The sequence below is a fragment of the Leucogemmata humicola genome, assembly GCF_055379415.1.
Map to the genome: position 1 here is coordinate 3,001,397 of NZ_AP040875.1, position 12,955 is coordinate 3,014,351.

12 protein-coding genes are annotated in these 12,955 nt (G+C 62.8%); 10 read left to right on the forward strand and 2 right to left on the reverse strand.

The window, feature by feature from the left end; all coding sequences use genetic code 11:
- Positions 1-63 precede the first annotated feature (63 nt).
- The 6 genes from AC6H4Z_RS12500 (at position 64) to AC6H4Z_RS12525 (ending at position 8,227) form a co-directional block, all read left to right on the forward strand.
- Positions 64-2,481 carry an ABC transporter permease gene (locus AC6H4Z_RS12500; RefSeq protein ID WP_497542299.1) on the forward strand — a complete coding sequence of 806 codons (2,418 nt, stop codon included), beginning with the start codon at positions 64-66 and terminating at the stop codon, positions 2,479-2,481.
- A gap of 74 nt (positions 2,482-2,555) precedes the next feature.
- A complete protein-coding gene (locus AC6H4Z_RS12505; RefSeq protein WP_497547038.1) occupies positions 2,556-4,100 on the forward strand; it encodes an acyl-CoA carboxylase subunit beta in 1,545 nt (514 codons plus the stop codon).
- A complete protein-coding gene (gene accC, locus AC6H4Z_RS12510) occupies positions 4,100-5,611 on the forward strand; it encodes an acetyl-CoA carboxylase biotin carboxylase subunit (RefSeq protein WP_497542300.1) in 1,512 nt (503 codons plus the stop codon). The genes AC6H4Z_RS12505 and accC overlap by 1 nt, the downstream gene beginning before the upstream one ends.
- The gene (locus AC6H4Z_RS12515; protein WP_497542301.1) at positions 5,608-6,837 is read left to right on the forward strand and encodes a class I SAM-dependent RNA methyltransferase; all 1,230 of its coding nucleotides are present in this window, start codon (positions 5,608-5,610) and stop codon (positions 6,835-6,837) included. Before accC ends, AC6H4Z_RS12515 begins: the two co-directional genes overlap by 4 nt.
- On the forward strand, positions 6,834-7,334 hold the full coding sequence (locus AC6H4Z_RS12520) for an acyl-CoA carboxylase biotin carboxyl carrier protein subunit (RefSeq protein WP_497542302.1): 501 nt from the start codon (positions 6,834-6,836) through the stop codon (positions 7,332-7,334). Before AC6H4Z_RS12515 ends, AC6H4Z_RS12520 begins: the two co-directional genes overlap by 4 nt.
- A gap of 23 nt (positions 7,335-7,357) precedes the next feature.
- Positions 7,358-8,227: a TolB family protein gene (locus AC6H4Z_RS12525; protein WP_497542303.1), complete on the forward strand. Its 870-nt coding sequence runs from the start codon at positions 7,358-7,360 to the stop codon at positions 8,225-8,227.
- 9 nt (positions 8,228-8,236) lie between these two features.
- Here the strand turns inward: AC6H4Z_RS12525 and AC6H4Z_RS12530 are convergent, their stop codons facing one another.
- Positions 8,237-9,778, reverse strand: coding sequence for a peptidylprolyl isomerase (locus AC6H4Z_RS12530; RefSeq protein WP_497542304.1), 1,542 nt, complete (start codon positions 9,776-9,778; stop codon positions 8,237-8,239).
- 156 nt (positions 9,779-9,934) lie between these two features.
- Between AC6H4Z_RS12530 and rplM the strand changes: the two genes are divergently transcribed.
- The 4 genes from rplM (at position 9,935) to tsf (ending at position 12,548) form a co-directional block, all read left to right on the forward strand.
- Positions 9,935-10,381 carry a 50S ribosomal protein L13 gene (gene rplM, locus AC6H4Z_RS12535; RefSeq protein ID WP_497542305.1) on the forward strand — a complete coding sequence of 149 codons (447 nt, stop codon included), beginning with the start codon at positions 9,935-9,937 and terminating at the stop codon, positions 10,379-10,381.
- Between the two features lie 3 nt (positions 10,382-10,384).
- Positions 10,385-10,780, forward strand: coding sequence for a 30S ribosomal protein S9 (gene rpsI, locus AC6H4Z_RS12540; protein ID WP_497542306.1), 396 nt, complete (start codon positions 10,385-10,387; stop codon positions 10,778-10,780).
- A 171-nt stretch (positions 10,781-10,951) separates the two neighbouring features.
- Positions 10,952-11,863, forward strand: a complete 912-nt coding sequence (gene rpsB, locus AC6H4Z_RS12545; protein WP_497542307.1) for a 30S ribosomal protein S2 — start codon at positions 10,952-10,954, stop codon at positions 11,861-11,863.
- Between the two features lie 85 nt (positions 11,864-11,948).
- Positions 11,949-12,548: a translation elongation factor Ts gene (tsf, locus tag AC6H4Z_RS12550; protein ID WP_497542308.1), complete on the forward strand. Its 600-nt coding sequence runs from the start codon at positions 11,949-11,951 to the stop codon at positions 12,546-12,548.
- Between the two features lie 56 nt (positions 12,549-12,604).
- Here the strand turns inward: tsf and AC6H4Z_RS12555 are convergent, their stop codons facing one another.
- Complete coding sequence (locus AC6H4Z_RS12555) at positions 12,605-12,895, reverse strand: GIY-YIG nuclease family protein (RefSeq protein ID WP_497542309.1); 291 nt, start codon at positions 12,893-12,895, stop codon at positions 12,605-12,607.
- Positions 12,896-12,955 lie beyond the last annotated feature (60 nt).

Sequence of the window (12,955 nt, forward strand, 5' to 3'; positions counted from 1 at the left end):
CGGAGCGTTTCAACCTCTCAGTCGAGTTGGATGTCCTACCCATGGCCCCAATCCAACGCCGCCATGCTTCAGGACCTTCGTTTTGCCTTTCGCACGCTGATCAAGAACCCAGCGTTTTCGTTGGCTGCCGTCGTTTGTCTTGCACTCGGCATCGGCGTCAACGCGACCATTTTCAGCTGCGTTCGCGCGCTCCTTCTGCGCCCCTTTCCCTATCGCGCGCCCGATGAGCTAGTCGCCATCGGTGAGTCCAGCTCAAAGCGCGGGTGGCACATGAACTCCGTGTCCTATCCGAACTTTCGGAGTTGGCAGGCGGACAATCGCACTCTCGAGAGCATCGGGATCTACACGGGTTCGTCGTTTAACCTCGCGTCGGCCGACGGTGCCGACTACGTCCAGGGCGCGAGCGTGTCGTGGACGATGTTCCACGTTCTCGGCGTCACACCAATCATCGGGCGAGACTTTCGCGAGGACGAGGACCGCGTTGGGGCGCCGAAGACAATCATTCTCAGCGAGCGTGTGTGGCGCGATCGGTTCAACGCGCGACCGGGCGTGATCGGCGAAGCGATTACCGTCAACGGCATCAGGCACACCATAATTGGCGTCATGCCGGTCGGCTTCGAGTTTCCTGCGGCGGCCGGCGTGTGGACGACGCTGCAGATGGATCCGCTGAACAATCGCGGTAATCACTCCTGGCAGGTGATGGGCCGACTGAAGCCAGGTGTCACGGTAGAGCAGGCGCGCGGCGATCTCGCGCGCGTCGCGTTGACACTCGAGACACAATACCCGGCGTCGAACACGGGCTGGGGTGTCGACGCTCAGACGCTCCGCGAAAATCAGTCGGGCAATTTCCGCTCGGTGCTCATGATCATGATGGCGTCCGTCGCCTTCGTACTGCTGATCGCGTGCGCGAACGTCGCCAACTTGTTGCTGGCACGTGCTGCGTCACGGTCGAAGGAGATGGCAGTTCGCGTCGCCATAGGTGCGGACGGTTGGCGCGTCATTCGGCAAATGCTCACCGAAAGCATCATTGTCGCGCTCACGGGAGCACTATTCGGTGTCGGCTTCGCCTACGCGTTCCTGCAGTGGATCAAGGCGAACATCCTGGGCGGCATTCCATTCTGGATGACGTTCACGATCGACTGGCAGGTTCTCGTTTTCACGATCACCATGGCCGTCGCGACGGGCCTGCTCTTTGGCTTGGCCCCAGCGTTACAAGCAGCACGACCGAATCTCAATGAGACGCTTCGCGACGCCGGCGGCCGCGGGTCGAGTGCGGGGCGCGGAAAGCAGCGACTGAGAAACAGCCTCGTCGTCGGCGAAGTAGCGCTGTCACTGGTGCTGCTCATCGGAGCCACGCTACTCATTCGCAGCTTCGTCAGCATGCAAAGCGTGAAACCAGGATTCGATCAGAGCAATCTGTTGACGTTGCGCGTGGCATTGACCGGGCCCTCGTACGATTCCACATACAAGCGCCAGGCGTTCTGGGATCGCTTTCTGACTCAGCTCAATGCGCGGCCGGGAATCGTCAGCGCCGCGATCACAAACAACATTCCGCTCGCGGGGAACAACAACAGCCTCTTCGTCGCGGAGAATCAACCGGCACAACTTGGCAGTGAGCCCTTGTTGGAGATTCGGTGGGTGTCACCGCGGTACCTCGAGACGCTCAAGGTTCCGTTGATCCGCGGACGCATGTTCACGCAGCACGAGTGGGCCGACAGCGGAGTCGCCGGGCGCTCGGCGGTCATCAACGAGTACATGGCCAAGACGTTCTGGAAGAGCGCGGACAATGCGCTCGGGAAGCGCTTCAAGTTCGGCAGCGCTACCGACACGGGGCAGCGATGGGTCACCGTCATTGGCGTGGCCGCCGACATCAAGCAGAGGCAGCTCACGACGTCCGCACCCGACTTTCAGGGTTACATGCCCTTCCAGCAAGGCGGCTGGAGCAGTTCTGGAGTCATCATTCGTACAAATGGTGAACCAACGAAAGTGACGGCCACTGTGCTTTCGACGCTCAAGCAGATCGATCCGCTCGTGCCGATGTTCCGGGTCCTCAGCATGGACGCGAGTATCGAGCGCTCATACTGGCAGCAAGCGCTGTACGGCAAGATGTTCGGCGCCTTTGCGGCAATTGCACTCGTCCTCGCCGCTGTCGGTGTGTATGGCGTGATTTCGTACGCGGTATCGCAGCGGACGCAGGAGATCGGCGTTCGTGTGGCGCTTGGCGCGCAGCGAACCGATGTCCTGAAATTGATCGTTGGGCATGGTGCTCAGCTCGGCGCATTGGGCATAGCGATTGGGCTGGTCGGCGCGCTGGGCGTCACGCGCTTTCTGCGCACGCTGCTCTTTGGAGTGTCGCCCTTCGACCCCGCAAGCTTCATTGGCGTGACGCTGCTGCTCGCGGCAATTGCACTGCTCGCCAGCTACGTACCAGCCCGCCGGGCGGCGCGCGTCGACCCTGTGGAAGCACTCCGATACGAGTGATTGCGCGGCACTAAGCGTGGTGTGGCGCCTCTGGTATCCCTGCCAGGGCGCCGATAGCTTCCACGCCTATGACGATGCGAGACAAGCTCGACCTTCTCACGCGCCGAATCGCCGAGTCGGAACAGGGCGGCGGAGCCGCACGACTCAAGGCGCAGCACGCCAAAGGCAAACTGTCGGCGCGCGAACGACTCGACCTCCTGCTCGACGAAGGAACGTTCGTCGAACTCGACCGGTTCGTTGTCCATCGCTCGACCGACTTCGGACTCGGCGACCAAAAGTTTTATGGCGACGGCGTCGTCACGGGCTACGGTCGCATCGACGGCAGACTCGTCTACGTCTTCTCACAGGACTTCACGGTCTTCGGCGGATCGCTCTCCGAAACGTTCGCCGAAAAGATCTGCAAGGTCATGGACCTCGCAGTGCGCAATGGCGCTCCGGTCGTTGGACTCAACGACTCCGGTGGCGCGCGCATTCAGGAAGGCGTCGTGTCGATGGGTGGCTACGCCGACATCTTCCTGCGCAACACGCTCGCGTCGGGTGTGATTCCGCAGATCTCGGCGATCCTCGGCCCCTGTGCCGGTGGCGCGGTTTACTCGCCAGCGATCACGGATTTCATCTACATGGCGCGCGGCACATCGTACATGTTCCTCACCGGTCCAAACGTCGTGAAGACGGTGACCCACGAAGACGTGACGATGGAAGAACTCGGCGGCGCTGATACGCACGCCGCGACCTCTGGTGTCGCACACTTCGTCCATGCCTCGGAAGCGGCGACGATTACCGCCATCCGCGAGCTGTTCCGGTATATCCCGCAGAACAATCTCGAGGATCCGCCGCGCGGTCGTGGGACAGATCCGCGAGATCGTCGTGACGAAGCGTTGCTCGACATCGTACCTGACAATCCGAATAAGCCGTACGACATGCACGAAGTCATTCGGCGCATTGTCGACGATGGCGAGTTCTACGAAGTGCATCGCGACTATGCGCAGAACGTACTGTGCGGCTTCGCACACATGGGCGGCTTCAGCGTCGGCGTCGTGGCCAATCAACCCGCGGTGCTCGCTGGCGTTCTGGATATCGGCGCGTCGCTCAAGGCCGCGCGCTTCATTCGCTTTTGCGATGCGTTCAACATTCCGATCGTCACCTTCGAGGACGTGCCCGGATTTCTTCCCGGCGTCTCGCAGGAGCACGGCGGCATCATCAAGCACGGCGCAAAGTTGCTGTACGCGTACTGCGAGTCCACCGTCCCCAAAGTCACGGTCATCACGCGCAAGGCGTACGGCGGTGCGTACGACGTCATGTCGTCGAAGCACATTCGCGGCGACTACAACGTAGCGTGGCCGACCGCTGAGATCGCGGTGATGGGTCCCAAGGGCGCCGTCGAAATTCTCTTCCGAAAAGAGATCAACGAAAGCCCCGATCCGCAGGCGGCAACGGATGCCAAGATCGAAGAGTATCGCGAGAAGTTCGCGCATCCGTACATCGCTGCCGCGCGCGGATACGTCGACGACATCATCGATCCGCGAGACACCCGTCCGCGAGTGATCGACGCTCTCGAGACGCTGCGGACGAAACGGGAACGAAATCCCGCGAAGAAGCACGGCAACATCCCGCTGTAATGTTCAAGAAAATACTCATCGCCAATCGCGGCGAGATCGCACTGCGCGTCATTCGCGCCTGCCGCGAGATGGGCATCGCATCTGTCGCCGTCTACAGCGAAGCTGATGCTCGCGCTCCGCACGTGCGCGAGGCCGATGAGGCCGTCCTCATCGGGCCCGCGCCATCGGCCGAGAGTTACCTCAAGGGTGATCGCATCATCGAAGCCGCGCTACGTTTGGGCGCGGAAGCGATCCACCCCGGCTACGGCTTCTTGTCCGAGCGTGAATGGTTCGCGCGCGCGGTTCGCGACGCGGGGCTCACGTTCATTGGACCGCCGGCGGAGGCGATCGCGGCGATGGGCAGCAAGACTGCCGCGCGACAGCTGGCGATCAAAGCGAACGTCCCAGTGGTTCCGGGAACGACCGAAGCTCTGACGAGCGCCGACGAAGCACGTGCGATCGCCGAGAAGTTCGGATATCCCGTGCTCCTCAAGGCGGCAGCAGGCGGCGGTGGAAAGGGCATGCGTGTCGTTCGCTCGCCCGAAGAAATCGAGTCGGCACTCGAGACGGCCAAGCGCGAAGCGAAGAATTCGTTTGGCGACGACGCAGTGTACGTCGAGAAGTACATCGTCGGTCCGCGGCACGTGGAGATTCAGGTGCTTGGCGATCAGCATGGAACGATGCTGTCGCTCAACGAGCGCGAATGCTCGGTGCAACGCCGCCATCAGAAGATGATCGAGGAAGCGCCGAGCGTGGCGGTGACGCCGGAGATTCGGCGCGCGATGGGGGAGACGGCCGTCCGCGCCGCGAGCGCCGCTGGATACTTCAATGCCGGGACCTGCGAGTTTCTGCTGGATCGCGACGGCCAATTCTACTTCCTCGAGATGAACACTCGCCTCCAGGTCGAACATCCCGTGACCGAACTTGTCATGGGGATCGATCTGGTGCAGTGGCAGATCCGCGTCGCAGCGGGCGAGAAGTTGCCCTTCCGTCAGGAAGAGATCGTGCCACGCGGTTGGGCGATCGAGTGTCGTATTACGAGCGAAGATCCGTCAAACGGATTTCTTCCGTCCACAGGGCGCATCTCGTATCTGCATCTCCCGAGTGGTCCCGGCGTACGTTGGGACGGCGGTATCGAAGTGGGCAGCGAGATCGGACTGTTCTACGATCCGATGCTCGCAAAGCTCATCGTGCATGCGCCAACACGCGAAGCCGCGGTGGAACGCATGCATCGCGCGTTGCTCGAACTCACGATCGAAGGCGTAGAATCGTCGCGCGACTTCCACCTGCGCGTCATGGAAGACGCGGAGTTCCGTGCAGGAGCGATCGAAATCCAATGGCTCGAGCGTCGGCTTGATTCGTTGATTCAGGCGAAGCCGCCGGCGCATGTTGCGCGTACGGCTGCCGTGGTTGCCGCGCTCATCGCCGATCGCGACCGACAGGCGCCAAAGCGAAGCGCGCCGCCGTCGGCTGCTGGTGCGACTGGTTCTGACGCTTGGCTTCGCGCAGCGCGCCTGGACGCGTTGCGATGACCGTTGCGGAAGTGACGATCGACTCCATTGCTGCCGGCGGTGACGGTATCGCTCGCACCGAGGGTATCGTCGTCTTCGTGCCACGCACGGCGCCGGGCGACCGCGCGCGTGTTCGGCTCGATACGCGCAAGCGTTTTGCGCGCGGGACAGTTGAGGAAATCCTCACACCCTCGCCACAGCGCGTGAATCCGCTCTGCTATCACTACCGCATGGACAAGTGCGGCGGGTGCCAGCTGCAGCACATGCGCTACGATGCGCAGGTCGAGGCGAAGCGCGGCATCATTCGCGACACGCTCACGCGCATCGGCAAGCGCGACGTCGAACTTCCGGCAATCGAACAGAGCGGCAAGGAATGGCGGTATCGCCGCAAGCTCACGCTCGCGATGCGAAAGGCGCGTGGCGGAGATTGGGTGATCGGACTCCATCCGTACGACGATCCGGTTGGTGTCTTTCAGCTCGCCGATTGCCCGATCACGGACGAACGCGTGATGGAAGTGTGGCGCGAAATCATGGAGGCGCGGTCGTCCTTTCCGCTCGCCGACGAACTGCGTGCATCCGTGCAATTGGTTGGCGAGGGCGCGTCGGTCGTCATGGAAGGCGGCAACGAATGGCCTGCGCGCTCGAAGTTCTTCGAGGTCGTCGGGTCGGCCACGTCTCTGTGGTGGCGTCCAACGAATCGTTCGCGAACCCTGATTGCGGAGCGGGGCACCGCGGCCGCCTCGGCGTCGTTCATCCAGGTGAATGACGACGTTGGAGCTCGGCTCCACGAATACGTGCTCGACCGCGCCAAGAGCTATCGTCCGCAAACCGCGGTCGACGCTTATGCCGGTTCCGGCGCGACGGCGATTCCGCTCGCGCAGAGTGGTGTGCGTGTCGTAGCCATCGAGTCCGATCGCGACGCGGTTGCCGTGTGTGCGTCGCAATTACCCGGCGGATCCCGAGCCGTTGCCGGGCGCGTCGAGGACCAATTGGCTGACGCGCTGCCGGCCGATGTCGTTCTGATCAATCCGCCGCGCTCGGGCGTGCATGAGCAGGTGTCGGCGTTGCTCGAGACAACATCACCCGCACCGCGCGTTGTGATCTACGTGAGCTGCGATCCGGCAACACTAGCGCGAGATCTCTCGCGCATGCCGCGTTATCGAATCGCATCACTCCGAGCATTCGACATGTTTCCGCAAACTGCGCACGTCGAAACCGTGTGCGAGCTCATTCCGGGGGACGCATGAAGTATCTCGTGCGCATTGGCGATGAAGAGCACGAGGTGTTGCTCGATGGCGAAGGCGTGCACATCGACGGCGAAGACGTCGCGGCTCACGCCGAGCAGATCGACGGCACCCCGGTGCGATTGGTCACGATCGGCGAAGAGATTCATCGCGTCGTCGTTCGCCCCGGCGCGTCGCGCGGCCTGTACACGCTGTGGCTCGACGGCTACCGCTTCGATCTCGAAGCGCTCGACGAGCGCACTCGTGCCATCCGCGATCTCGCTGGCAACACCGCCGGTCCCACGGGTCTCGCGCCACTCAAGGCTCCAATGCCCGGACTGATTGTCCGCGTGAACGTTCAAGTCGGCGACTCGGTACAGGCAGGGCAGGGACTCGTCGTGATGGAAGCGATGAAGATGGAGAACGAGCTTCGCGCCCAGGCCGCGGGCAGGGTGAAGACGGTCAAGGCCACGCCGGGGACGGCGGTGGAAAAGGGCGCTTTGCTGATCGAGCTCGAGTAAACTCGAAAGTCGGAGGAAGGACGATGCGTCGTACGCTGATCGCGGGTCTCGCGGCAGTCGCCCTCGCGTCGTCGGCGCGAGGCCAAGGTGCACCGGAGGCCGACATCTACCTGGCGCCGCTCTCGGTACAGAACGGGCGACCAGTGGTCGGGCCGTTGCTGAACATCACGCACCGGCCTGGCTATGACAATCAGCCGTCGTTCACACCTGACGGCCGCGCGATTCTGTACACGTCGACGCGCGAAGATGCTCAGTCGGATATCTACCGGTACGACATTGCGTCGAAGCAAATCACCCGCGTTACGACCACGCCGGAGAGCGAGTATTCAGCGACGGTAATGCCCGGTGGCGCGCGGTTTTCGGTGATTCGCGTCGAGAAAGATTCGACGCAGCGCCTGTGGAGCTTTGCGCTCGACGGTTCCGATCCCAAGCTCGTTATCGAAACACTCAAGCCAGTTGGATATCACGCCTGGATCGACGCCAACAATCTCGCGCTCTTCGTCCTTGGTCGCCCCAACGCGCTCGTCCACACGAACGTGCGAACCGGAAAGTCCGACACGCTCGCGCGGAACGTCGGACGGTCGCTGCTTCCGCTGGCCGATAAGAGCGGCTTCTCCTTCGTTCGCATTGCCGATTCGACGTCGACTGTCGTGGCCGCGACGTGGCCCGGCTTCGCCACTCGCGATCTCGTTGCACTTCCACGCGGAACTCAGGACGTTGCGTGGATCTCGAACGACGCGATGATCGCTGCGGCGGGATCATCGCTCCTATTGTGGACCAAAGGCGCAACAGCGTGGACATCACTCGGCGATTTCGCCGCGCAAGGTCTGCGCGGCGCCACTCGCATTGCTGTCAGTCCCGACGGCAAGTGGATCGCAATCGTCGGCACTTGATCGAAGTCCTCAGTTGACCACGGTGATCCGCGCGATCACGTCGCCTTCCTGCACGTCGTCCGCGACCTCGATGCCATCCACGACCTCGCCGAACACCGTGTAGTCGCCGTTAAGACGGAGATTGTCGCGGAGGTTCACGAACCACTGCGCGTCGCCGGTGTCGTGACCGCGCGTGCTCATTCCCACCGTACCACGTACGTGCGGAACGTTCCCCAGTTCGTCGCGCATGAAGCGCGGGTTTCCAACATACTCATTGGCACCGAGCCCTCCGCCCTGGAGCACGAAATCCGGCTCGATACGATGCCAGATCAGACCGTTGTAATAGCCTGATCGCGCCAGTGCGAGAATACGTGCGGCCATGATTGGCGCCACGTCGCCGCGTAGACGAATCGTGAACGAGCCGCCGCCACTCGAATCGGCGAGCGTCACACGCAGGCGAACGATTCGGCCGAGTGCGAGTCCTACGGCATCCGGAGGCAGCGTGATGGGAAGCGGCGTGCACACCGGCGTAACGGCGCTGGCCGGCGAGAGCCGTGTCACGATCGCGGCGGCGGCCTGCGCAACGTCGCAGTCGAAGTCCTTCGTCAGACCGGTGATCTCGGGGACGTCGGCGACCATCGCGAATTCGCCCAGTCGCACGAGCACAGCCAGCCGCGCATCGCGTGAGGTTTCGCTGGAGTCGCGTCGAATGCGGCGGGCCGCGGCGAACAGCGCGACCAGAGCGTCGTTGGCGCGCGGCGATCCCTTGAGCGCGCGAGCGGCGGCGCGAACGACCTGATACCCAGGCGACGACAGCGCGTCGATGTATTCCTGATCGGCGGAGTGACCGGCGACGACCGCGAGTCCGTCGAGCGCAGCTTCCTGCACGTTCGCGTTCGGATCGCGCGCCAGGTGGCGCAGCGTCGCCGAGTCCCCCATCGAGACCGCGGCGCGCGCGGCGTAAGTGCGCAGCCAAGGGATTGGACTACCGGCCAATCGCCCCGCGAGCGGTCCCGAGGACGCAGGAGCGAGTCGCGCCAGAGCGACGATCGCGTGGCCGGCGGGCTGCCAGCTCACACCACCGCGCCGCCGGGCGCTGGCCGACGGGGCGGTGGAAACCCAACTCCGCAGCGTCGACGCGAGGGTGGAATCACCGGCGCAGTCGCTCCCGGCGAGGTCGGCTGCCTTGAGACGGACGGCCCAGGCACTATCACGAACCGCGACGTCGAGAGCGGCGCAGTCCGCCTTTTTGGCCGCTAGCGCTCGGTATCTGAGGCGCCAAGCCGGGTCGTAGTACGTCGGCGGCGCGACGGGGTTGGGGAACGCCGTCCGCCCGGCGAACTTCGGGTCGCGAATCCGGGCCTCCGCGCGTGTCGCCAGCATTCGGACGTGCGCGTCGGCGCTCGCGGCTCCGTCCTTCAGCGCGGGACTGTTCAGGTCGCGCCGGTCCTCGGCGAGCAGAATTCTCCCGACGAGGGCCGAATCTGCCCCACTGAGCGGCCGCTGTGCCTGAATGGTCGAACTCGAGGCAGCAAGCGCGAGGGCGAGAGAGTAGGCGAGCGAGAGACGCATTCGGGGCATGCTGTGGGCGTTTGGCGTGGTAAGTTGACACGTCATAAGTCTTTATCTATGTTGCATGTCTGTCAAAAAATGCCTTCAGTGGCTACCGAGACCCGGGTTGCGTGCCGCACCGGTGAGGTGCTTTACCCACGTTCGTCCAGTTCAGCAATGAAAACGTTTTCCGCCACGCCCTCGGACATCGAGCAGCAGTGGTTCATCGTCGACGCCGAAGGCATGGTCCTCGGACGTCTGGCTACGGAAGTTGCTCGCATCATCCGTGGCAAGCACAAGCCCATCTTCACGCCGCACATGGATACCGGTGACAACGTCATCGTCATCAACGCGTCGAAGATCAAGGTGACCGGCCGCAAGGCTGAGCAGAAGAACTACTTCAGTCACACGGGCTACATGGGCCACGAGCGCTTCACGCCGTATGGTACCATGATCGCCAAGCATCCTGAGCGTGTGATCGAGAAGGCCGTCTACGGCATGCTGCCGAAGACCGCTCTTGGACGTCAGGTGTTGCGCCGCAAGCTTCGCGTGTACGCGACGGCCGAGCACCCGCACGTTGCGCAGCAGCCCAAGACGCTGACCTTCACCAAGAGCGAGAAGTAATCCATGGCCGACTCAACGAGCATTCATGCGATCGGCCGCCGCAAAGAAGCGGTGTGCCGCGTTTTCCTCAAGCCTGGTTCGGGCAAGTGGGACGTCAACGGGCGTACGCTCGGCGACTACTTCCCGCGTCCGTCGCACGTGTCGTCGATTCAGCAGCCGTTCGTGTCGACTGACACGCTTGGCCGCTACGACGTGAAGGCGAATGTCGATGGTGGTGGAAACACGGGTCAGGCCGGGGCGCTTCGCCTCGCCGTGGCGCGTGCGCTGGTGAAGATCGACGAGGGCCATCGCCGCAAGCTGCGCGATCTCGGCCTGCTCACGCGCGATGCTCGCGCGGTCGAACGTAAGAAGCCGGGTCGTCCGAAGGCACGTAAGCGGTTCCAGTTCAGCAAGCGCTAAACAGGTCTTTGGTCTCAGGTCTGTGGTCTCCGGGTTTTGCCCAGAGACCACAGACCCGAGACCTGTGACCTCATCACTCAGGATCTCGGAGCGACCGCTCGGTGCCAGGCAACTGGTGAGCGCCGCGATGAAGGGATCCGACGACAACAAACCACAGGGTAATCGCTCCACATGGCAGATCAGCAGTCGTCCACCAACGCTCCGACGCTCGAGGCTCTCCTCGCGGCGGGCGTACACTTCGGGCACCAGACCCGTCGTTGGAATCCCAAGATGCGCCGCTTCATTTTCGCGGAACGCAACGGGATCCACATCATCGACCTCCAGAAGACGCTTCGGCAGATCGAAGTTGCCCAGAAGCTCGCGCGCGACGTCGTCTTGCGCGGCGAGAACGTGCTCTTCGTGTGCACCAAGCCGCAGCTGGCCGGCATCGTTCGCGAACAGGCCGAGCGCGCGAGTGCACTCTTCATCACCGAGCGCTGGCTCGGTGGTTTGCTCACCAACTACCAGACCGTGAAGAAGCAGGTCCGCCGCATGAAGGAGCTCGAGGCGGGCGGTGAGGAAGGCGGTGAGTTCGAGAACTACACCAAGAAAGAGCAGCTCATGCTCCGTCGCGAGCGCGAGAAGCTTTCGAAGTATTTGAATGGCATTCGCAACATGGGTCGCTTGCCGGGCCTCATGTTCGTCGTCGACTCCAAGAAGGAGCGCATCGGCGTCAGCGAAGGCAACAAGCTCAACATTCCGATCGTCGCCATCGTCGACACCAACGCTGATCCGGACCTCATCACGGTTCCGATCGCCGGCAACGACGACGCGATTCGCTCGGTCGAGCTGATCACCAAGGCAATTGCCGATGCAGTGATCGAAGCGCGTCGTGAAGCGCCGGTCCGTCAGGAAGAGGAAGAGGGCGAGAGCTACACGTACAGCTCCGATCGCGGCGCCGAGCCGGCTGGCGAAGAGGACAAGAAGCGTCGTCGTCGTCCGCGCCGACGCCGCGCCAAGCCTGAAGCCATCGCGGCCCGCTTGAAGGGCCCGGGCGAGGAAGGCGGCGGCGATGCGCCGGCCGAGGCTTCCGAGGCCGAGTAAATTCTGAAAGCATTACAGCGCCGCCGGTCATAGCCGGCGGCGTTTCAACGAAACACGGCAGAAACACCTACAGCTGGACTGAACAATGGCTACAGCGATCAGCGCAAAGGAAGTCGGCGAGCTGCGAAACCGCACGGGCGCCGGCATGATGGATTGCAAGAAGGCGTTGGAAGAGGCGGGCGGCAACATGGACAAGGCCGTCGAGATCCTTCGTTCCTCCGGCGCCGCCAAGGCGGAGAAGCGATCGGGCCGTCAGGTGAAGGAAGGCATGATCGCGAACTACATCCACCACAACGGCAAGATCGCCGTGTTGGTGGAGTTGAATTGCGAGACTGACTTCGTCGCGCGCACGGAAGACTTCCAGCAGCTTGGTCGTTGGATCGCCGAGCACGTGGCCGCGGCCGCGCCGCTGGCGCTCGACAAGGACCAGGTTCCGCAGGACAAGGTCGAGAGCGAGCGTCGTATCTTCGTCGAGCAGGTGAAGGCTGAAGGCAAGCCGGATCACATGATCGACAAGATCGTGGAAGGAAAGATCCAGGCGTATTACAAGGACGTCGCGCTGCTGCACCAGGCGTGGGTCCGTGAGCCGAAGAAGACGATCGGCGATCTGGTGAAGGAAGTCTCGGCGAAGACGGGCGAGAACGTGCAGGTTCGCCGGTTCGTTCGCTATCAGCTCGGGGAGTAGCTGTCGCCCCCCGCGGCTTCGCCGCGGGGGCCTGCCCTACGCCGAGAGTGGCGCGGTCATGGCGGTTCGAACCACGCCGCGGCAAGGTCGATCCAGAGGGGATTTCTGGATTCAACGAGTTTGATCTTGTCACGTCTTGCCAGTCGCTTGATCGTCTTCTCTCGGCGAATGGCTGTCATCGGGTGACGAAGCGTTTCGAAGTAGACGAGCCGGTTGATGTTGTATCTCGATGTGAATTTGGACCATCCGTGAACGTGCTCGTACAGTCGGCGCTCGAGATTGTTGGTCACTCCGACGTAGAGTCGGCGGGAATGACTCGAGAGGACGTAGACGTAGAATCCGCGCACGGATTAACCTGCAACCCGATTCGCACTTGATCACCATCGTTTTTCTGCACAATAGATCCT